The 23,413-nt window shown below is 42.5% G+C and carries 14 protein-coding genes and 1 pseudogene; 7 read left to right on the top strand and 8 right to left on the bottom strand.

Annotated elements, in window-relative coordinates:
• Window position 1: 1 nt before the first annotated feature.
• Both zipA and L2748_RS13550 read right to left on the bottom strand, forming a co-directional pair.
• Window positions 2–898, bottom strand: coding sequence for a cell division protein ZipA (gene zipA, locus L2748_RS13555; protein ID WP_220781774.1), 897 nt, complete (start codon window positions 896–898; stop codon window positions 2–4).
• A gap of 23 nt (window positions 899–921) precedes the next feature.
• Window positions 922–4,344 carry a chromosome segregation protein SMC gene (locus L2748_RS13550; RefSeq protein WP_220781784.1) on the bottom strand — a complete coding sequence of 1,141 codons (3,423 nt, stop codon included), beginning with the start codon at window positions 4,342–4,344 and terminating at the stop codon, window positions 922–924.
• Window positions 4,345–4,614: 270 nt separating this feature from the next.
• Here L2748_RS13550 and cysZ point away from each other — a divergent pair, with 270 nt between their 5' ends.
• Window positions 4,615–5,388, top strand: coding sequence for a sulfate transporter CysZ (gene cysZ, locus L2748_RS13545; protein WP_220781773.1), 774 nt, complete (start codon window positions 4,615–4,617; stop codon window positions 5,386–5,388).
• A 189-nt stretch (window positions 5,389–5,577) separates the two neighbouring features.
• Entirely contained in the window at window positions 5,578–7,914 is a 2,337-nt protein-coding gene (locus tag L2748_RS13540) for a carbohydrate binding family 9 domain-containing protein (RefSeq protein ID WP_220781772.1), read from the top strand.
• 55 nt (window positions 7,915–7,969) lie between these two features.
• Here the strand turns inward: L2748_RS13540 and L2748_RS13535 are convergent.
• A pseudogene (locus L2748_RS13535) lies at window positions 7,970–9,235 on the bottom strand (diguanylate cyclase).
• A gap of 544 nt (window positions 9,236–9,779) precedes the next feature.
• On the opposite strand from L2748_RS13535, the gene cysK reads away from it, so the two are divergent.
• Window positions 9,780–10,748, top strand: coding sequence for a cysteine synthase A (gene cysK / locus L2748_RS13530; protein WP_220781771.1), 969 nt, complete (start codon window positions 9,780–9,782; stop codon window positions 10,746–10,748).
• A gap of 114 nt (window positions 10,749–10,862) precedes the next feature.
• Here the strand turns inward: cysK and L2748_RS13525 are convergent, their stop codons facing one another.
• On the bottom strand, window positions 10,863–11,537 hold the full coding sequence (locus L2748_RS13525; protein WP_220781770.1) for a TetR/AcrR family transcriptional regulator: 675 nt from the start codon (window positions 11,535–11,537) through the stop codon (window positions 10,863–10,865).
• 171 nt (window positions 11,538–11,708) lie between these two features.
• On the opposite strand from L2748_RS13525, the gene L2748_RS13520 reads away from it, so the two are divergent.
• The 4 genes from L2748_RS13520 to L2748_RS13505 all read left to right on the top strand — a co-directional run bounded on the left by L2748_RS13520 (window position 11,709) and on the right by L2748_RS13505 (window position 17,569).
• Complete coding sequence (locus L2748_RS13520; protein ID WP_220781769.1) at window positions 11,709–12,782, top strand: methyltransferase; 1,074 nt, start codon at window positions 11,709–11,711, stop codon at window positions 12,780–12,782.
• Window positions 12,783–12,910: 128 nt separating this feature from the next.
• Window positions 12,911–13,903 carry a TDT family transporter gene (locus tag L2748_RS13515; protein WP_220781768.1) on the top strand — a complete coding sequence of 331 codons (993 nt, stop codon included), beginning with the start codon at window positions 12,911–12,913 and terminating at the stop codon, window positions 13,901–13,903.
• A 479-nt stretch (window positions 13,904–14,382) separates the two neighbouring features.
• Window positions 14,383–17,088 (top strand): TonB-dependent receptor plug domain-containing protein, encoded by a 2,706-nt coding sequence (locus L2748_RS13510; protein WP_220781767.1) that lies wholly within the window; start codon window positions 14,383–14,385, stop codon window positions 17,086–17,088.
• 151 nt (window positions 17,089–17,239) lie between these two features.
• Entirely contained in the window at window positions 17,240–17,569 is a 330-nt protein-coding gene (locus L2748_RS13505; RefSeq protein WP_220781766.1) for a GNAT family N-acetyltransferase, read from the top strand.
• A gap of 78 nt (window positions 17,570–17,647) precedes the next feature.
• Here the strand turns inward: L2748_RS13505 and yfcC are convergent, their stop codons facing one another.
• The 4 genes from yfcC to focA form a co-directional block, all read right to left on the bottom strand.
• The gene (gene yfcC / locus L2748_RS13500) at window positions 17,648–19,192 is read right to left on the bottom strand and encodes a putative basic amino acid antiporter YfcC (protein ID WP_220781765.1); all 1,545 of its coding nucleotides are present in this window, start codon (window positions 19,190–19,192) and stop codon (window positions 17,648–17,650) included.
• 159 nt (window positions 19,193–19,351) lie between these two features.
• Window positions 19,352–20,794, bottom strand: coding sequence for a sodium/pantothenate symporter (panF, locus tag L2748_RS13495; protein WP_220781764.1), 1,443 nt, complete (start codon window positions 20,792–20,794; stop codon window positions 19,352–19,354).
• Window positions 20,787–20,999 carry a DUF997 family protein gene (locus tag L2748_RS13490; protein WP_220781763.1) on the bottom strand — a complete coding sequence of 71 codons (213 nt, stop codon included), beginning with the start codon at window positions 20,997–20,999 and terminating at the stop codon, window positions 20,787–20,789. The genes panF and L2748_RS13490 overlap by 8 nt, the downstream gene beginning before the upstream one ends.
• Before the next feature lie 257 nt (window positions 21,000–21,256).
• Window positions 21,257–22,180 carry a formate transporter FocA gene (gene focA / locus L2748_RS13485; RefSeq protein WP_220781762.1) on the bottom strand — a complete coding sequence of 308 codons (924 nt, stop codon included), beginning with the start codon at window positions 22,178–22,180 and terminating at the stop codon, window positions 21,257–21,259.
• Window positions 22,181–23,413 lie beyond the last annotated feature (1,233 nt).

Genomic DNA, 23,413 nt, shown 5'->3' with positions numbered 1-23,413 from the left:
ACTAAATCTGTGCTCTGATCCGCTGAATATAATCTTGCTTAGTGCTTTCAAGCCACTCATCTCGACCACCATCAAGCAAAACACCATCCAAGTCATCAGCAATTTGATGAGCAGAGTTAAGCATAATAGAGAAGTTCATTAAGGCATCACCATGGCAAGGTAATGTCATAAACAGTACTACGCCTTGGGTGGTGAACTGTTCCATACTATCTGGGTCAAATACGCCAGGTTTAACCATATTAGCCATAGAGAATAATACTTTACCTGTACCCGCGTTATCTTCATGACGATGGAAGATATTCATTTCACCAAACTTGAAGTTCAATGTTAATAAGCAAGGTAGCAACTCTGCTCCGTTAAGTTCTTCACCGTCTTTTGCCACCACATGTAGCACTAGCACATCTCGAGGATCTGCTAACTCTTCTTCTTGCGTCACTTTGGTCACAGACTCTTGAGTCGGTGTTGGCTCAACCACTGCTGCCGCAAGCTCTTCAACCTGCTCTTCAGTCGCAAATAATGATGCTTGTAGTGGTAACTCTTCATTAGTAGAACCGGGCGCCTCTGCTGATAACGAAGGTTCTACACGGGTCTTGCTGACTTTAGCCTGAGGCTCCTGACTAAGCTCAAAGGAATTATCTACCTCTTCAGCAACACTTACCTTAGGTTCATGTTCTGGGATAGCTGCAGCATCCATTGAATTGGCTTTAATTACGCGAACTTCGCCAATGCCGTCATAATCAAAACCATCAGCATCACGACGCTCACGGCTAATATCCGCCATTGCGCCTTGTTTGTATCCTTTAGGCTGCTGCTTTCTAATCGACCAAAAACCATGCACAAGTACGGCGATAATCGCTATCGCACCGATTAGAAGCAATACCAGCTGCAAATTTTCCATTGGTTACCCTGTATTTCTTATGTTTATCCAGCGTCAGCTAATGCCACCGCTTCATCTATGTCAACAGCCACAATGCGTGATACACCTGGCTCATGCATAGTCACACCGATAAGTTGATCGGCCAATTCCATGGTGATCTTGTTGTGACTAATATATATAAATTGCACAGTTTGAGACATCTCTTTTACCAAACGACAAAAGCGTTCGACATTGGCGTCATCCAAAGGTGCATCAACTTCATCTAGCATACAAAAAGGTGCTGGATTCAGTCTGAAAATTGCAAAAACTAATGATAAAGCGGTTAACGCTTTTTCTCCACCAGAAAGTAAGTGAATTGTACTATTCTTCTTACCTGGTGGTCTGGCCATAATGCTAACCCCAGTTTCTAACAGGTCATCATCGGTTAAAGCTAAGTATGCACTGCCACCACCGAAAACCTTAGGGAACAATAAACCGAGATCGGCGTTCACTTCATCAAAGGTTTCTTTAAATCGACTCTTAGTTTCTTTATCAATCTTGCGAATGGCTTCTTCTAAACTGTTTAGCGCCGCATTAAGATCGTCATCTTGGCTATCTAAATAGAGCTTGCGCTGATTTTGTTGTTCAAACTCTTCAATAGCCGCTAAATTAATCGCGCCTAAATCTGCCACTCTAGCTTTAAGTCTTTCAAGCTCTTTCTGGCGCCACAATGTGGTCTTCTTATCATCTAACGTTGATAATATTTGTTCAACATCAACACTTTGTTCATTTAGTAGCCGTTGCTGGCTATCTATTTGGCCTTTTAACCCTTCACGACGTAACTTTAACGTGCTGGTAGATTGAGTCAAGTCTTCTAACTTCGCAAGCTGTTGTTTTTTATTTGTTCCTGCACTATCGCACAGTTCCTGAAGCTCTGCTTGTTGCAGCCTTAACACTGTTAGGGCTTCTTGCTGTATTTGTTGAGCGTGTAGCGCCTGCTCTAATTGCGTTTGCAGCGGTTGTGTCTCGCCTTCTTGCAATACATTATCTTTTGCCTCTAACTGCAAAAGCAATTGGGTTTCGTTATGCTTCAATTCAGTTAAGCGCTGTTGATGTTGCTTCACTTGCTGCTCAACCAACATTAGCTGAGTATACAATTGATGCTCACTCACTGCGATTTGACTGACTTTGGTATCTAACTGCAGGCGTTGAGGTTTTAACTTGGCTACTTGCTCATAGGCTAACGCTTTTAGCTGTTGTCCCTGTGCTTTGGCTGCGAGTGACAGCTCCAGCTCTGTGTTTAATTGTTGTTGTAAGCTATTGCGCTCAACAACACTCATTTGTAATTGTTCTAACTCCTGGCTCGCTTCAACGAGTTCTTGTTGGCTGCGTGCCAAGCGGGCTGCATTTTCATTAATAGACTGCTGCTGAGAGCGCAATTGCGAGCTAAACCCCGCCAGTTCGATTTGCTGAGTTTGAATAAACTGCTGCTTATGCTGAATTTGTGACATTAACGGAGTTAAGCTTTGTTTAACCTCAGCTAATACCTCATTTAACTGTTCTAACGCCTGCTGACTATCCGCCACACTTGCTTGCAATGCACTTTGTTCATTTTTTAACTCAACAATAGAGCCCGTTGCTTGGGTTTTCTCGATAATGAAATCGATGCCCACTAAATAACCATCCGCAGTGGCAATAAGTTGATCCGCTGCAAGCGAGCTGCGTTGTAACATTGCCGACTCAAGGTTTGTTAACCAAGTGACGTGATTCAGCCAAGGCGCTAAGTTTACGGGCGCTTTAATCACGCCATTATCGGTAGAGCCGGCTAAAAATCCATGCTCAGAAGACAAACTTTCAGCTCCATCAGCAGGTAACACTGGTGTATTTAATAGACTCGACAACAAAATATCGACTGCGCTTTCCCAGCCAGCAGTGACTTCAAGCACCTGCCATAATTCATCTTGTTGACTGGCTTTCTCCGCGGGTAATAATTGTGTGACGACTGAGAGCCGTCCCTGCTCATCGGCAAGCTTTACCTTTAAATTATCCTGTTCAACCACAAGAGATTGCTCTTGCTGCTGCTTGGCCTCAAACTGAAACTTGAGCTCATCTAAGATCTCTTGTTCTTGCTCAATAACACTGGCAAGCTCATTAACTTGCAGCGTCAGATCTTGCGCCTTTATTTGCGCCAATTCAGCCGCAGAAGTTTGTACTTGCTCTGTAAGCCTTGCCACCAGCTTATGTTTATTATCTATGTCTGATTGATTATGGCTAAGTTGATTGCGATTCATCTCAAACTTTAAATTAGCTTGAGTATGCGCATCGTTTAAGGCACTTAACTCTTCATTAAGCTGTTCAAGTTGCTCATTAGCACTCGCGAGTTCACTATCGGCTTGAGCCAATTGCTGACGCAGTAAGCTGGCACTAGGTTGCGCCTCTGCTTGCTCTGCGAGTAGAAGAGTTTGTTTGGCTTTATCCGCCGCAAGTAATGCATTGTAGGAGTCGAGTTGCGCTGTTAACTCTTGTAAACGCTGACTTAGGCTTTCATCTTGCTGTTGGCGGTGCTTAAGCGATTGCTCAAGCTTAGCAATTTGGGTTTTGGTTAAATAGAAAACTTCAACTTGCTGGGCTTCTTGGTTATCTAACTCATTAAGTTTTAAGGTTAACTCTGTAAGACCAAGTTCTAAAGTTTGTTGTTTGGCCTGAAATTTCGCTTGTTGCAGCTCAAGTTTTGCGAGTTCGGTATCTATCTTAGCGGTTTGCTGCGTCAGTTCGTGATAACGCGATACCGACAATTCAGCGTCGCATTTGCGCTCAGCTTGTTTTAGCTCTCGATATTGTCTTGCGGTCTCAGCTTGTTCCGCAAGTTTATCTAACTGTTTTGTTAGCTCAGAGCGAATATCCCCTAAACGCGCTAAGTTTTCACGAGTGTGACGAATACGGTTTTCGGTCTCACGACGGCGCTCTTTGTAACGTGAAATACCTGCCGCTTCTTCAATAAATACCCTAAGCTCTTGTGGCTTAGATTCAATCAGGCGTGAAATGGTGCCCTGCTCAATAATGGCATAGCTACGCGGCCCTAACCCGGTTCCCATAAAGAGATCGGTAATATCTTTACGACGACACTTTTGACTATTGAGAAAATAGTTAGAGTCACCATCTCGACTCACTTGGCGCTTCACAGAAATCTCTTGATAACTGGAATACTGTCCAGCTAAACGGCCATCTTGATTGTCAAATAGCAACTCGACACTGGCGACTGAAACTGGACGCCTTGCTGTTGAGCCATTAAAAATGACATCGGCCATTGAATCGCCGCGTAAATGCTTAGCAGAGCTTTCACCTAATACCCAACGCACAGCATCAATGACATTAGATTTACCACAGCCGTTTGGTCCAATAATCGCACTTAATGCGCTAGGAAAAGGTATTTTCGTTGGATCGACAAATGACTTGAATCCGGCAAGTTTAATCTGTTTAAGTCTCATGGCGCCGTTAGTAGTCATTTCCTCGCTAGGAATTAGCGATTTTAGTTGAGGGGTAATATATCAAACACGTAACTGGTAACAAATTACACCAATTCGGCTCAAATGTAAGCTCAAGCTTTGCAGTAATCACATTTGTAACCGGCTAACTTTACCAAAGCTGACTGCATTTTGTAACGCTTTTTATTATTGATTAAGCGCTTTTAACTTGTGATTAAATACCGACTGACTCACAATCGTACTAATGCGCTTTCTTAACAACGTAATAATTCTATGAATAAAACCAATCAAGTACAAAAAAAAAGCGGTGTTAATTATTTTCTCGACGGCTTTGGGTTAATCAAACAACCCGGCCTCAGAAGATTCGTTTTTATTCCGCTAACCATAAATTTACTGCTGTTTGCAGGCCTTATCTACTTCGCCATTGGTCAGCTAGAGGGAGTTTTTGCTTGGCTATCAGCACAATTACCTGAATATTTAAGCTGGCTCAACTTTATATTATGGCCGTTAGCGGTATTAACCCTACTGGTTGTTATGTCATTTATCTTTAGCTCAGTCATGAACTGGCTCGCCGCACCTTTTAACGGCTTACTTGCTGAAAAAGTAGAGCAACAGCTAACAGGTAAAACACTCAATACTGGCGGCAACATTGATTTAATAAAAGATTTACCACGAATTCTGGGTCGAGAATGGACTAAGCTTAAGTATTACCTGCCGCGAGCAATTGTATTCTTATTGCTGTTTTTAGTTCCTTTTATCGGTCAAACTATAGCGCCTGTTTTATGGTTCTTATTCAGCGCTTGGATGATGGCGATTCAATATTGCGATTATCCATTTGATAACCATAAAGTGCCATTTAATGATATGAAATTTGCGCTCAACCAAACTAAGGGCTCTAGCTTTAGTTTTGGTGCTGCAGTGACACTTTTTTCAATGATCCCGATTGTTAACTTTGTGGTCATGCCAGTTGCTATTTGTGGCGCAACTGCAATGTGGGTCGATAAATATCGCACAGCTTATAAAAATGATGCGATTGCCCCAGACTAGGCATTAAACGCAATGCTGACAAAAAAGTCATGCCCATGCATGGCTTTTTTACTATAAATTCAACGCCGACTTCTGCATCACTCACTTCAAATCGACAAGTTTTGTAACAATACCTCCCCTAACGACTATCTGATCTACCTCTCATTTCTGGCACAATCGCTCGCAACAATATAACAACATGGATAACAAATGATTAAAGTTCGCTTTTTGCCCTTAGCCCTATTGGTAAGTGCCTACTGTTCTTCCTATGCTTTCGCCGGCGAAACATCGCAATTTTCAATTCAAATTCCTACCATCGAGGGCGCTGTCGACATTGATGGTGATTTTAATGAAAGTCAGTGGCAACAAGCGGCTATTGCAACGATTGATTTTGAAACTAATCCTGGTGAAAACATTGCCGCGCCAGTGCAAACTCAAGTGAAAATCTTTGCCACACAATCAAGTTTGTTTTTGAGCTACACCGCTAACGACCCTGACCCACAACAGATCCGTGCCAATTTAAGTGATAGAGACAGCGTTTGGGGCGATGATTTAGTCGGCATTAAACTCGATACCTTTAACGATGCACGCTTAGCTTATCAGTTCTTTGTTAATGCCTATGGTGTGCAAATGGACTCGATTGAAAACGAATTAACAGGTAGCGAAAGTGACGCTTGGGATGGCATTTGGTATAGCGCTGCAAAGCAAACAGAGTCAGGTTATCAAGTAGAAATTGAACTGCCACTGCGTGTACTTAACTTTGATCCTAAAGATCGACAAACCTGGGGCATCGAGTTTATTCGCTTTTACCCCCGCAATGAAGAGCACCGTTTATCAAGCCACCAAATTGACCGCAACAATAATTGCCAGCTTTGTCAGCTAGGAGTGGCAACTGGGCTTGAAAATATCCAACAAGGCAATGACTTACAAATCACGCCTTCATTGGTACTTAACCGCAATGGTCAGCGACCACATAACGCTAACAGTGAGTGGGATAACGATAATAACATCGAGCCCAGCTTAGATGTCCGCTGGGGGATCACTCCCAATACCTTACTAAGCGCAACCATTAATCCAGACTTTTCACAAGTAGAAGCGGATGCTGGTCAACTGGATATTAACAGTACCTTTGCCTTGTTTTATCCAGAAAAGCGGGCATTCTTTCTCGATAACAAAGACTATTTTGATACCCATTTAAACTTGCTACATACCCGTAATATCGGCGCGCCGGATTACGGTCTTAAGTTAACCAGTAAGGTCGGAGATCATACTTTTGCGACCTTGATTACCGATGACACCCATACCAATTTTTTAGTGCCGGGTAATTTAAGTTCTGATCTCGCTAACATAGATAAGAAAAGTCATAACTTTGCCGGTCGTTATCGTTTAGATTTAGGTAAGCCGCTATCAATTGGCGCCCTTGTTACCGCTAAAAAGAGTGATGATTACCATAACTATGTAACCAGCGTAGACGCGAAGTATCAGCCAACAGATAGTGATACATTTATCGCGCAATATGTGGTTTCTGATACTCAATACCCAACGGATCTATTTAAAGAATTTTGCAATAGCGACGACTGTTTACCCAAACAAAATTGTAACTTAAACGATTGTGGTGTTAATGAACGCGTTTTACGTACTCAAAAACTGGGTAGTTTTAGTGATGATATGTACTTGCTCTCGTATCAGTATGAGTCTCGAAATTGGGATGCGCTTGCTCAATATATCTCGATTGGCGAGGACTTCAGAGCAGATTTAGGTTTTGTCGATCAAGTCGACTTTAATAAATTTGTCACCGGCGCAGGTTATACTTGGTATCCGACATCTGGCTTTTTTAACGAAGTACGACTTAGCGGCGACTGGGATATTAGCCATAATCAAGCTGGCGATAAACTAGAGCAAGAAGCTGAGGCTCGTGTACAAGTAAATGGTCAGTGGCAAAGTTATGCAACCTTTGGAGTGGTTACCCGTGATCGCGTCGGTCGCCGCCATAATGGCGCCTCATTAGCCATTGATGGCAATACTCAAATGTTTAGTGAAACCATGGGCTGGTTTTACGGCAACATAAAACCGACACGCACACTGTTTTTAGAAGTGGATGTTAACTACGGTGATGACATTGATTTTGCCAACGACCAACTCGGAACTCGAGTCAAATTTAATCCTGGAGTTAATTGGAAGATCACCGACTCCATTGAAATGGACTTATCCCATGTCTATCGCACGTTAGATGTCGATGAAGGGCGATTATTTACCGCGAACTTAAGTGACTTACGCCTCAGTTGGTATATCGATATCCATAACTTTATTAGAGTTTCGAGCGTTTATACAGATATAGAGCGCGACACTAGCTTATATAAATACAGCACGCCCAACGCACAATATCAGCAATTAGGTAATGAAGTTTTATACGGCTATAAGCTCAATCCTCAAAGCGTATTTTATTTAGGTTACTCTGACGGCCTTAAAGCCGATGATGCGATTGATTCGTTGATGAAAACGGAAGAAACCTACTTCATGAAACTCAGCTACGCTTGGCTGCTTTAACCCCTTCAAATAGTTAGCATAAAAAAGCAGCCTTAAGGCTGCTTTTGGCTTCTATCTAAAATGTTTTTTGGGGTTTACCCTCTGCGATACAAACCACATTACGGCCACTGGCCTTAGCGTCGTATAAACCTATATCGGCACGGTTAAGCAACTCATCGACATTTTCATCACAGCTAAACTCACTGACACCAGTGCTGACTGTGATATCAATTGAACCTTTAGAGGTTGCAATAGGTGTCACTTCCAATTGCATTCGAAAACGGTCTAATAACGTATAAGCTTTTTCAACATTTAAGCCTTTAAAGCCCACCACAAACTCTTCACCACCAATGCGCGCTACGGTAAAGTGCTGAGAAAAAGAATGTTGTAATCGTTTGGCAAATTCAATTAAGACCTCATCACCCACATCATGACCATAGGTGTCATTCACCTGTTTAAAAAAGTCGATATCGAGTAACGCCAAAGCTAACACACCTTTTTTTTGTGCAATAAGGTTGAGTTTCTCTTCATATAAATTAAAGAAGTAACGTCGGTTAAACACATTTGTGAGGTAGTCGAGGTTAGCTTGTTCCCATAAACGTGTCACCATATCCAGTGCATCTAAGGTCGTCAGCACACGGCAATGAAATTCCTCGTGCACAAAAGGCTTTTGCAAAAAGTCATTTGCACCATTTTTAATAAAACGCGCCGACAAACTTTCATCACCGTCGCTAGATAAACCAATAATGGCGAGCTCTTCACGACTCTTTTGTTCGCGCACTTTAATAATGAGACCAAAGCCATCTAGTCTTGGCATATTATAATCAGTGATCAGTAAGGTTATGTCTGGATTTTCGTTTAGTGTTTCAAGTGCAGCGATGCCGTCATCAGCCTCGATAACTTGAAATAAGTGCTGTTCCAATAAGCTACGAATAAACTTACGACTCACCATAGAGTCATCAGCAACTAACACCTTAACACTTTGATTACGCTGCAAGCGCTTAACTAGTTTCGCAGTATATTCATAGCTAAAGCGGTTTTCTTTAAAGACATAATCAACTATGCCTAATTACAACAAACGGGCTCGTTGCTCTGCATCCCAACTACCGGTTAATACAATGCAGGGGATCTGTTTAGCCAAAACAAATTTGACGATTTCCCCTTCTTGCGCGTCGGGTAAGTTTAAATCAGTAATCGCAACGAAATAGTCGTGCTCAGCTAATAACGCTTTAGCACTGTGCATATCTGGCGCAACATCAACCTCGCAATTTAACTCTTGGGTGAGTAAATGTCGCATTACTCGAGATACCATTTTGCTATCTTCAACCACTAAAATTCGCAACCTGCTCTCCTCTTTCCGAAGTCGCCTACCCATCTAGCTAACCAACCTTTTATTAGCGTTATCGGTCAGAACTTACTTTAGCTAGATTTGCTGCAGTTTCGGAAATATAGTCCTACCGCATATTGTTTCTATGCGTTTATAAGCAACAGCTTACCCCGTGTTGATAAAAAACGGTATTACTAATGTCAAATATCTGCGCCATTATTGAGAGAGAAGTTAACATCTTTAGCCTCAGCAGACTGATATTCTAATGCAGCTTGATGGCGAGTTTTATCCAGAAAAATGACCACAGTTGCTGACTCATTAATCACTTCCCTTTAACACTGGTTATTAGGCTGCATACTTGGCAATATGTGGGAGACAACCCTTTGTATTCTATGTAAGTTACATCATGTTAACATGCTCTGCATTGCGCATAACTGACGTTTACGAATAACAGCAAACGCTTTAATAACCAAAAAGAATAACGAAGAACAAACTATCACTTCTAATGTAGCCAAAGACGATTATGATTTAGCTGTGCATTTAAAGGAGCAAGCAACCCATGAGCAAAATTTTTGAAGATAATTCACAAACGATTGGTAATACCCCTCTTGTCCGTCTTAATCGTGTCAGTAACGGTAAGGTGCTTGCTAAAGTTGAAGCACGTAACCCAAGTTTCAGCATAAAATGCCGCATTGGCGCAAACATGATTTGGGATGCCGAAAAGAAAGGCACCTTAACCCAAGACCAAGAACTTATTGAGCCAACATCTGGCAACACAGGTATCGCACTGGCATATGTTGCGGCAGCTCGTGGATATAAACTAACGCTAACCATGCCTAACACCATGAGTTTAGAGCGTAGAAAGCTGCTTAAGGCCTTAGGTGCAAACCTAGTGCTAACCGAAGGCGCTAAAGGCATGAAAGGTGCGATTGATAAGGCTGAAGAAATTCGCCAGTCTGCACCAGAAAAGTATGTGTTGCTACAGCAGTTCAATAACCCTGCTAACCCAGAAATTCATGAAAAAACAACTGGCCCAGAGATCTGGAACGACACCGATGGTGAAGTTGATGTTGTTGTAGCTGGTGTTGGCACCGGTGGTACTATTACAGGTGTAAGCCGCTATATTAAAAATACACAGGGTAAAGCGATTACCTCTGTAGCGGTTGAGCCAGTAGATTCTCCGGTTATTCAGCAAACACTTTCAGGGCAAACCGTGCAACCAGGACCACATAAGATCCAAGGTATTGGCGCAGGTTTCATCCCAGGTAACTTAGATTTGAATCTAGTTGACCGCGTAGAAGCTGTGACGAATGAAGAGTCAATTGAAATGGCTCAACGTTTAATGAAAGAAGAAGGTATCTTAGTCGGTATTTCTTCAGGCGCCGCAGTTGTTGCAGCTAACCGCATCGCAGCATTACCTGAATTTGAAGGCAAGAACATTGTTGTTATTTTGCCATCAGCTGCAGAGCGTTATTTATCATCTGCACTATTCCAAGGTCAATTTAGCGACGCTGAAAACGTTCAGTAATTAACGTATGCTAAACAACAAAACCCAAGCAAATGCTTGGGTTTTTTATTGGCTATTCGCTATTTTGAGTCGTTTAGCTATACCAATCAGTATAAGACGATTCTTTTTCAGCGCTTAACTTAACTCCAAGGCGTTAACGATATGTCCAACTGTCGAGCTAATAATATCGAATAATTCAGTTTCATCAATTTCACTTCTAATAAGATATTGATACTCAAGAAACTTAATTATAGCCAGCAGTTGATGAGCATCACTATTCGCCGACGTTGAGCCTAAAGCGGTAAAGAAAGCAGTAATACTGTCTAGAAAGCTATTATCCAAAGCGGTTATTGCCGCAGCCAACTGAGGATTTCGTAATGCCTCTTCATGAAAAGCAGCCTCAAGTATGCGGTCATCTTTATGCTGCAACTGCTCTTTAATATGTTCACAAATAAACTGACTTAAATGGGCGATAATAAAATGCGTTAACGCTTGTGAGTTGCCATTTTGTTTTTCAAGTAAGACACTCTCAACCAAAGCATAGCTTTTCTGCTCTAACGCCTTGTTCATCCATAACGTCTTCTCAGCGAAATACGTTAATGAGTCACTAATGAGATCTTTAATGTCATCAAAGTAATAGGTTGTTGAAGATAACGGCACCGATGCCTCACTGGCGACAGCGCGATGTCGTACTCCGCGAATGCCCTCTTTAACGATAAGCCGCAAAGTGGCCTCTAAGATCTCTACTCTACGGGCTTGCCCATCGCTACGATTTGATTGCCGACCTACATAGGTCAATGCGTCCAGCATAAATAGCTTCCTTTAGTGAAAACGAGACTTTTTAGCCCTATAAAGACCGATTAGACACCAGTAATATAGAATTCAACCCGCTGAAGTCAGATCAAGTTCAAACAATAAGCAAACTGTAACATGTAGAATGCGCGCCTCACTAATTATGTCACCGCTTATCTCGAGTAACTTATGTCCTTTTATCGCTCACCTCTTTCCATTAGCGCTTTTGATGCAAAATTTGAAGCTCAAAAAATTGCTTTCGCCCCAATCAGCTTTCAAGTTGCTCGCTGCCTTTTAAAGTTTAATTTACTGCAGATCATCTCAGATCACGGTGAAAATGGCTGTCAGTTGCCAACGTTAGCGCAACACAGTGAGTTGTCAGAATATGCTGTCGGTGTATTGATTGATATGGGGCTAAGCATGGGCTTGCTTTACCTTAAAGATGAGGCTTATGTACTCGACAAAATTGGTCATTTCTTACTGCATGACGATATGGCTAAAACCAATTTAAATTTTACTCATGACGTTTGTTACCAAGGTTTATTTGAACTTGAAGCCTCTTTACTCGAAGGCAAACCTAAAGGGCTTAAGTCACTCGGTGATTGGCCGACTATTTATCCGGGCTTAAGTCAGTTACCTGAAGAGATTAAAAAGAGTTGGTTTGAATTTGATCACTACTATTCAGATCATGCTTTTGAGTCACTACTGCCGTTAATCTTTCAAGAAAAACCTAAGCATATCGTAGACGTAGGTGGTAATACTGGTAAATGGGCTCTCGCCTGTACCGGCTTCGACAATCAAGTCCAAGTCACCATTATGGATTTGCCAGGCCAGCTAAACGTAGCCATGGAAAATGCTGCCAATGCAGGCGTTGCCGAGCGAGTGCACGCATTTGTTACCGATCTATTAGATGAACAAAAACCTTTTTGTGAGCAAGGTGACTTATATTGGATGAGTCAATTTCTTGATTGTTTCTCAGAATCAGAGATCCTCAGCATATTAAAACGCGCTGCCGCGGTAATGAAACCTGATAGTGAGCTGTGTATTTTAGAAACCTTTTGGGATCGTCAACCATTTGAGGCCGGCGCATTTTGCGTCAATGCAACCTCGCTATATTTTACTGCTATCGCCAATGGTAATAGCCGCATGTACCACAGTAAAACCTTGCTCAAACTCATCAGTCAAGCAGGGCTATTCGTTGATGAAGACATAGATAATATCGGTCTTGGACATACCCTTTTACGCTGTAAACGTAAACCATAAATTCAAGCAATCTGATTTAACCAATTAACACTCAATTTAATTGAAGTTAAGGTTAACTTAACTTCAATTTTAATTAAGAATTGATGACGTTAAAGTAAAGGCATAAAGATTGTTAGAAGGATTTGATTATGAGCAACACAAATAAGCACACACTTAGACACCGCGTTTCACGTCTACCTAGCCCTATGGCCGGCTTAGCTTTAGCCATTGCGAGTCTTGGTTGGGCGTGGGAAAGCATGGTGCCAGGCTTGAATGGCCAAGGCCAACTCATCGGCGCATCAATTGCTGGTCTAATGTTGCTAATGTTAGTGGCTAAATTTGTCCTTCATCCAAAAGTACTTATCGAAGAACTTACCCACCCAGTTGTTGGCAGTGTCATTCCAACTTTTGCGATGGGGTTAATGGTGGTGTCAGCTGCGCTAGGACAATTTAATCACGCTATCGGCGTCGCTTTATGGTTAACCGCGATTGCAATCCATATCGGCTTTTTAAGCATGTTTATTTATTATCGTGCTATCGATTTTAAACTCGAGCATATGGTGCCAAGCTGGTTTGTTCCCCCTATCGGCATCATTGTTGCAGCAGTTTCGTTCCCACACGGTTCAGAGATGCAGTACCAATGGCTAGCAGATGCTATTTTGATGTTCGGTATGGTGAGCTACTTAGTGATGCTACCCATCATGTTATACCGTTTAATCTTTTGTGAACCGATTGCAGATGCCGCTAAACCTACCATTGCGATTATGGCGGCGCCAGCGAGTTTATCTCTTGCAGGCTACTTAACCATGACTTCACAACCATCACTGATTATTGTAGGTGTGCTGCTCACTTTAGCGCTATTGATGACAAGTGTTATTTACTTAGCTTTTTTTCACTTGCTTAAACTACCGTTTTCACCAGGGTATGCAGCGTTTACCTTCCCTATGGTGATTGGTGCAACCGCATTGTTTAAAACCGTTAACTGGATAGTCGCTACATTCGGCGCCAGCAATGTGTCAGCGGACCTATTAATAACAGCTAAAGTAGAGCTGATTGTCGCTACACTTGTAGTGAGTTATGTTGCAGTGAAATACCTTACTCACTACAAAACGAGTATTTTGAATCAGCAATGGCTTCGTTAACAAAAGCTAAGAGATCATCTAGAACTTATCATCTTGTCCTAATCCAGCAGCATCCCACTTAACACTCAAAACCCGATACGTGACAAAGTTCACATATTAGGTTTTTTACACATTACAATTAACAGCTGTATACACATAGGGTTAATAAAACACACAAAGCACAAACCAGCAACACAAAAGTCACAACAAAAAGCCATTCACAGCCGCAAAATAAAACAAAATAAAAACAAACCACTCGATCGACAAACAAGTATCGAGAGTTACTCTCCCAAAATAAACACAAAAACCACAACCAGGCAACAATCTATTTTTATTAGCATTTACTAACAAATACAACAGCTGTAAATAGCATGTTGCCCCAGTTACTAGCTTGTGCTTTCATCCATCCCCAGAGACTTCTTCTTAACATATATCTACAAGTTCTTAAGAAGTAGAACCTAAATAAAAATAACTATATTAAGTTCCAAGGGAGTAATGATATGCCACTTAACTCAAGATTGGCCAAAGCGATTCGCTTTGCGTTAGCCACTGGTGCCGCGACAGCAGCACTAAGCTCGCCAGTAGTACTTGCAGCAGATGATGAGAACGTTGAACGTATTCAGGTAACAGGTTCACGTATCCAACGTAGCGATATGGAAACAGCCACACCAGTCACTGTATTAAGTGCTGATGAAATGGCTAAACAAGGCTTTACAAGCGTTCAAGATGCACTAGAGAGTCTAACATCAACAACTGGTGCCATGACCACTCAATCTGTGCACGGTTTTACACCTGCAGCCTCTTCAATTAGCTTACGTGGTGCAGGCGCTAACCGTACCCTTACGCTAATTAACGGCAAACGTTTAAACCAGTATCCAAAACCTGCTGGCGGCACTGACAACTTTGTTGATACAGCTAACCTGCCAATGGAAGCCGTACAACGTATCGAAATCCTCCAATCAGGTGGTTCAGCCATTTACGGTGCTGACGCAGTAGGTGGGGTAATTAACATCATTTTGAAGAAAGATTTTGAAGGTGTTGCAGTTAAATATCGCCATGGCGATACCACTAACGGTGGCGGTGCAAATGACCGTATTTCACTATCATTAGGTGCTTCATCTGACAAAGGTAACGTATCAAGCTTTATCGAGTTTACCGATAACCAGTCTCTTTTAGCTACTGATAGAGATAACTTTGGTCTACATACTGACAAAGTACCACATAGCCAATACTCTCAATATAGTTCATACGGTGCCAGAATTGCCGGCACAGGTGAAGGTGCGCGCCAACTAAGCCCACAAGAATGTACTGATGGTGGTTTCCTGTGGGATGAAGCTCGTAATGTTTGTGGTTTTGACCGCTCTGCATGGCGTGATCTTCAACCGGAAAGCACACGTTTTATCAGCTCAACCAACTTCAACTATGAACTTGCTGAAGATATGAGTTTTGTGGGTCGCCTAGATTTTGCAGAAGCAAAATCAATTACTAACATTGAGCCTTCAGCAATCGATGATTATGACATCACTGTCGATGGTGACAAGTTGACCGTAAGTTATGGCCAAGCTGGTAGCGACAAGTACATGAGCAAAGACTTTGACAAAGACACAGGTCTTGGCGGAGATTTTGCTAATGCAGAAGATGGTTCATATTACTACGCACGTCGTCTACATGAGCTTGGGCACCGTTCAACTGAAACTAAAACCCGCAACTACTTCTTTACAGCTGGTTTAGAAGGCTTAATTGCTGACGAGTATAACTGGGACGCGTCAGTTAACTACGGCCGCACAAGCGTAGATGTATTCGGCAGCGGTAACGCGACTGTTGGCGGCATGTTTAACTACATCACTGCAGGTGAAAACGGTAACTCACTGCTTGAGAACATGTCTCCAGAAGATGCTGAAAAAGCCTCTTACAGCTCATTCGAGCGTGCTCAGTCAACTCAAAAGAACGTACAGGCTAACATCACTGGCTCACTATTTGAGATGGACGCTGGCGATGCCATGTTCGCATTTGGTGCTGAATACACAATTCAAGACTATGAAACAGATTCAGATTCAGAGTCTAAGAACGGTAACATCTTAGGTAAAGGTGGTTCATCAGGTGCCGGTGAGCGTAAGAACTGGGCAACATATGCCGAAGTTAGCTTCCCAATTCTTGATGACTTAAATATTGATGCAGCATTACGTTACGACCACTACGACAACTTTGGTGGCAACCTTTCACCACAGATAGCGGTAGAATACCGTCCTGTTCGTGAACTACTTGTTCGTGGTTCTTGGAGCTCGGTATTCCGTGCACCTGATATGCATCGTGTATATGGCGACCCAACCGATGGTTTCACAACTGTTATCGACTTTAAACAGTGTGCAGCAATGGGCGGAACACCAGGTACAGTTTACCCTGATGAACAGTTAAACGCTGTATGTAACGAACTGCATATTGATACCACAACCGGTGCCAATGAAGACCTAGATGCAGAAACAGGCTATACCGCTAACATAGGTGCAGTATGGGGCGGCGATGCATTTGACGCTTCATTCGACTTATGGGAATGGAAACTTGATGACATGGTTAGCGATATCAGTGCTTCACAAGCTGCTCGTGATTGGGAGCTTTATGAAGACATGATCACTCGTGACGACCAAGGCACAATTACTCATGTTAACGCGGTAGCACAAAACTTAGCGTATCAAAAAGTTCGCGGTTTAGATTTAACTGCGGGCTACACTTGGGATCTAAACAGCTATGGTGAGCTTAAGCTTAACTTTAGCGGTACTTACATTCTAAACTCTGAGTACCAGTTAACATCAACTGACCCTGTTGAAGATGATATCGAGAACGGCGGTCTACCTCAGTACCGCGCAAACTTAATCCTAGGTTACTTTATCGAAGACTTTGAAGCGACGTTAGGTGCTTACCACACTGCACGTATGCACGGTGTTCAGTACAAGTCTTTCAAAGAAGCTGCTGAAGCAAATGGCGATGTATTCATTGAAGAAGATCATGAAGTTGCATCACAGACTAAGTGGAACCTAACTGCAGGCTACACTATCTCTGAGTCTATCAAGCTAAAAGCCGGTATTATCAACTTGTTTGATGCGGGTCCAAACTTTGACCCAACTGATACTCAGTGGCCACACTACCCACGTGGGATCTACAATGCTCGCGGTCAAGAGTACTTTATTGAAGGTGAAGTGAAGTTCTAAGCTAGACTCACTGAATCTAAAATAAAATGATTGTATTAACGGCACCTTAGGGTGCCGTTTTTTTGTATCTGTTAAAATTATCTATCAAGTGATACCAATCTATATAAGCCACAGCACTAATTTCATTGCTTAAAAAAAACCAAGGATTGAAATGGAATTTCAAATAAGACCAGCCACTATTGAAGACATATCAGATATCGCCAATATACATGTAAGCTCTTGGCAATCAGCCTTTGATGGCCTAATGCCTAAAGGCTACATTGATAGTTACACGGTAAGCAAAAGAAAAGCCGAGTGGCGACAAACAATTGAGACAAACGCTGAGACGATATATGTCGCTGTAACTCAAAACCAAGTTGTAGGCTTTTTATCCTACTTTCTGAAACTAAATTCATCTGACACTATTGAGCTTAGCAAGCTATATCTTTGTCCCAGCATTTATGGAAAAGGCTTAGGCAAGCGATTATTGATGTGCAAATGATTAAAAGCCTAATAAAAAGCTCCCAATAAAGGGAGCTTAGCGATCTGAAAATATCTGCTCTTATGCCTTAGTTTATTGCTAGCTAAAGCCAAAGTAATGCGCGCCAATCACAATTGCGCTTGAAACTGTAAATAGCGCTAACATAAAGCGCCAAATAAACTTAAGCCATTGGCCCCAATCAACGCGGCATACACCTAAGGTTGCCATTAAAGAAGCTGAAGTTGGCACTAAAATGTTGGTAAAGCCATCACCGAGCTGAAAAGCTAACACCGAAACTTGACGTGTAACCCCCACCAGATCGGCCAGTGGTGCCATCAAAGGCATAGTGAGTGCAGCTTGACCAGAACCTGAGGTGACAAAGAAATTAAACACTGACTGGAACACATACATAAACCAAGCAGACATTACGCTGGGCAACTGACCAATAAATTCACCCGCTTTACTTAAAATGGTATTCAGTACGCTTGGGTTAGCTGCGTCTCCTCCACCGAGTAAAAGCAAAATACCGGAAGCGCAACCAACAAGCACTGCAGGCTCCAACATGGTTGCTGCGCCCTGCTTAAAGCTACTGGCAACTTTATTAACATCCATTTTATTGAGTTTAAACACCACACTAATAATACCGACAACAATCCCCATAGTGAAAAATTGACTGGCAATCTCGGGAATAAACCAGGCTTGGGTAACCACGCCCCAAATGATCCACGCAACCGTAGCAAAAATAGTCAGCAGCACTAGAATATCGCCGAGATTAAAACGACTATCAAGCTTGGCTTCTTTTTGATTTTCTCTAAAGTAACTATCGCTGTGATAACTAAAAGAATACTGCGGATTAGCCTTCACTTTAGCGCCATAGCGCAAAGTAAATATCAGCCCCATTAAGGTAAAGCCTGTCCACATAATAAAGCGAACACCAGAGCCAGAAAGTACTGGCACTCCCGCAATGCCTTGAGCAATAGCAACACTAAAAGGGTTCATCCAGGACGATGCAAAGCCTATCTGGGTTGCCACATAGGTCACCATAACAGTTGTTATACCGTCATAGCCTAAACGAATCATCAGTGGACAAATAATAATCGCAAATGCGATGGCCTCCTCGCCCATGCCAAATACTGCACCGCCTAACGAAAACAGGATGAAGATAACCGGTATAAACAGCCCCTCTTTTCCTCGTGTGACATCAATCAGTTTTAATATGCCGTTATCTATGGTTCCGGTTGCCATCACAATGCCAAAAGCACCACCGATGACTAACATAAACATGATCACACCAATCGCACTGCCCCATTTAGAGCCAGATACCAAACCTTCAAAGGCAAAGTTAAAAAAGCCCACACCACCATGACCTTCAAACAATGCGACAGGCTGCAACACCGGCTGCCCAGCATCATCAACTTCATAAGCAAAAGAGTTGGGATCTATCACGCTTCTGCTCTTTTCAACCCCATCAACAACATAAGTGATATCTTGGGTTTGAAAAGAACCAATAGGCACAAAATAAGTAAGGATAGCGGCCGCGATTGCGACAAAAAAGATAATCACTAACGTGTCTGGCATCTTCCACGTCAAGCTTGGATTAACCGCTTGATTAACTGCAGTATTTGAAGGGCTAACAGGGTCCATATTGCCACCATTTTATTATTATATGGCGGCAAATATAAACCAATGCTTAGCCCTTGACCAGCGCGGGGTTAACCTCTTTAGCTACAACTCACATTAAGCAATAACATTGCAGTTGCAAAAAAGAGTGTTTTACTGAGCAATTGCCACAGAAAAGCAGTGCTAATGGCTAGAAATGGCTCTTTTTACCCGTGTTTGGCTAATAAAGTGGCTTAGCAGCAACATAAGTAGCGAAATCACTAACGCGGGGACAATCGGGTGGACTCCGGCTTGTAGAGGAATTTGCAGTTGCAGCAGTAAGTAACTAACCATGCCGCTGCACATGGCAATAAGTGCAGTTTTTCCGCCAACGCTCGGGAAAAATAGTCCTGCTAGAATCGGCCATAAAAATACTGCTTGTAGCGCGCCAAAAGCAGCTAGGTTTATCCACACTATCATATCGGGTGGTTTAACCGCCCAAAAACAAGCGAGCGCGGTGATCACTATCATCATCAGCTGAGTTAATCTAACTTGCTGAGTCGCGCCCATATTTGGCCGTTTTTTTACAATACCGTCTCGCACGATACTCACCGCTGATTGCAGTAGCATAGAATCGACCGATGACATAACCGCTGCTATGGGTGCTGCCAGTAGAATGCCTGCTCCAAAAGGGGTCATCAACTGCGCAATTAGCCTAGGCATGATCTGATCAGGGATCGCTAAGTCAGGAAAGATAATCCGACCTAAAAAACCACAAAGGTGCGGAATTAAAGTCATTAAGAAACAAATTAATGTTCCCCAAATCATACCGCGCTTTAATGATTGCTTATCTTTAACCGCTAGCAACCTAACAATGGTATGGGGTAAGCCCATAGTGCCAAAGCAAATGAGAACCCAAAAAGACAGCATCATTGGCCACCCTAACCCACCACCAACACCATGTGGGCTTAGTAACTCAGGAGTAGTTGCGGTCTCTGCAGCAAGTTTGCTGCCAAGATCAGGCTGCATAAGGATGACCACCAATAAAACCATCAGCCCTATTAGCATCACGATACCTTGCAGTGCATCAGTCAATACAACAGCACGAAAGCCGCCAGTTAAGGTATACGCCAGCACGGTAAACACAAACACAGCAAGCCCAAGCTCATAACTGATCCCGGTAACACCAGCAAGCAACCGTGCGCCACCAATAAACTGCACCGCTATCATAGCCACGAAACCAACCACTAAGCTAAACATAGCAATATTGCTCAACAGCCTATTGTTATAGCGGCTATCTAGCCATTCGATTATCGTGCTGTATTGCCGTTTTTGCGCTAAAAACTTCGGCCCTAAAACGCCCAAAGTTAATATCACCACTGGCACCTGAATAACCGCTAGCCAAACCCAGCCCAAACCGTATTTATAAGCCGCTCCAGGACCGCCAATAAACGAACCCGCACTGGTGTAGGTTGCGACTAAAGTCAGCGCCAACAGAGGTCCACTCAAAAAGGCACCACCGATAAAAAATCGCTTAGCTTTATCTTCACAAAATTGTTGAGATTGCTTTGCTTGCCTAGCACTCCAAACTCGGGTAATCACGAGGCTTAAGGCCAAATAAACTAATACTGGGATCAAACTAGTCATTATCTTTACTTACCTGTTCCACAACCCGCGTAAGCAAAAAGCTAAGACTCACTATCACGAATATTGGCGCACCAATGCATGAAAACCAAAACCATAACGGCAAGCCAAACCAATTGCCCTGCTCTTGAAGCACTAAAGGGCCAAAGCACCACAGAAAAAAATAACTAAACGTGAGGGTTAATGAGATTTTGGATAGCAAGCTCATATATGAAAGGCCGTAACAAATAATAAAGCAGGAATGAACCTGCAAACTTTAATCAATATTGACTGTGTTACCAACTGCAGTCAAAACCTTGGGCGAAAAGTATGACGTACACATGATTACGTGGTGGTATGCTCTTATCGCAGTTAATTAGCCAACAGGACGGCAGTTCTAAAAGACTGCTAAAACAAAAAGCAGCCCATAAAAAGAGCTGCTTTATCGTATACATTAATCTAGCACTATTGCTACTAAGGCAAAACTTAGTTGTCTAGTTTAGTACCAGCGTCCACAGGTTGCTCGACAGCCTCTGTTGCCGCAGGCTTTTGCCCAGCGTTATCAACAAGCCAATAACCTAATCCGACAAACACACCGCCACCCACGATATTACCTAGCGTGACAGGAATAAGGTTATTCACCACAAAATTCATCACGGTCAAATCGGCAAACTTATCGCGGCTTATATTTAACGCCTCAAACCAAGCTGGATCGGCAAATTGCTGAATAGTGATCCCTAATGGCACCATAAACATATTGGCGATGCTGTGTTCAAAACCGCTACTAACAAACATAGCAACAGGCAGCATTAGCAACACAACTTTAGTCAGTACGTCTTTGGTTGCGAATGTCATCCAAACGCCCAAGCACACCATCATGTTACATAAAATGCCTAATACAAAGGCTTGGGTCCAGCTGTGGTGAAGCTTATGCTGCGCGATGTTAAGCGCGCTTAATCCCCAACGACCGCCGTCAAGCTGATACATTCCCGCCAGAGAAATAAGCAGTACCATCAGCATAGCGCCAACAAAGTTGCCCGCATATACACGAGCCCAGCACTTCATTACCGCCAAGGTGTTAACCTTTTTCTGCGCCCAAGCAACACTGCTAAGCACGGTACTGGTAAATAATTCGCCACCACATACAACGACTAAAATAAGGCCTAAGCTGAAAGCCAAACCGCCAATAAAGCGAGTTAAACCCCAAGAGCCTTGGCTACCAGTAGTGACTGTAATATAAAAAACGAAAGCTAGAGCAATAAATGCACCAGCAAAAATCGCCAATCCAAAAGACTGTTTCTTAGACTTGGTTACTTTTTCTGCGCCATAACTCGCAGCTTGCTCGACTAAATTCACTTTAGCTGCAGCCGCTGTCTGCACGCTTTGATTAGCTTGATTACTCACAGTCATTTAGCCCACCTAGCGCCACAACTTCTGTCAAAACCGAATACAACTAACATAAACTTTCTCCACAACAACAGTAATCATCAGTGATTTACTACTAAAATTAACTTAGAAAACAGCCTAATAAAATCAATGAGTAAAAATCAAGTCTAGAAACCAATAGGTAAATTGGTCATACCAATTTTAATTTAAGTAAAACAAGATAACATAGCTGTAATCTAAAGGCATTAAAAACGCCTTACTAATATAGCGAAATATAATCATAGTTTAATCTAGATCTAATTCTTACTGGTTTTATTGCTCTCACGCGACCATTTTGTCTGTATAACATCACTGAGGTTCCGGCTCAGAAAACCAACTTATGGCCTCAACCCCGCCACCTTATCAGTTATGCAAATATCCAATAACTTTAGCGTCAATCGGGCTATACAGGTAGACCATGGCTGGTTTAGATATTAGTCAAATTAATTACTTGCGCCATAGGATGGCCCATCTACTACTCAAGATTACCCCTACAATGAACCAAGCACTAGAGTGCATCACAAAGAGGCAGGTAATGTCAGAGCCCCTGCTTGAAAAGCGCGCTTAATCCACAAGCAAACGTTGGAGGAAAATTGCCGCTAGCTGCCAACTTAACAAGCTAAGTTGAATCATGTAAGCGATGCCGACTCGCTCTAGCCATACCGTCAATAAGTAGGCTTACCGCGCTAGACCCCGTGAAACTCGAGCTTGGTGACGCCAGCTCTAAGCCAGCGCGAGACGCCCTCATTATACACAACCTCAATATGTAAAGTTTTTCACCAAAGCTTGTCGCCTGAAAACAACAATAATAACCTGCGGTATATTTCATCTATAATTCACAACGCAGTCTTATTGGTTAACTATATTGCTAGATGTTAAATGCGGGTTACGACTTTAGCATTAAGCCATCTCTAGCGCGTTAATAAAGGCAATAGAACGAATTGACAGCTAACCTGCGAAAATCAGACCAATTTTAGTAACAGCCAATTAAGCGAAGACTGATTAAGCACCAATCGTTCAAAAAGTGCTACCTTGGTAACAGTTTTTGCATTTCTAATGCGAATTGGAACTTGATTTAAGTGCAGTGCATTCGAGCTTATGCTAATATATTCATGGTTAATTGGTCTTACCAATTTTAATCTTCAGCCAGAGATGAGTGCTGGGGAATGAAAGACTTACAAACCAAACAGATTATATGAAGTGAAATCACTTCGAAAA

The organism is Shewanella sairae (genome assembly GCF_023283535.1).
In the GTDB taxonomy this organism is placed as follows: Bacteria; Pseudomonadota; Gammaproteobacteria; order Enterobacterales; family Shewanellaceae; genus Shewanella; species Shewanella sairae.
The sequence above is the reverse complement of the archived record's forward strand: the minus strand, read 5'-3'. Positions and strand labels throughout refer to the sequence as shown.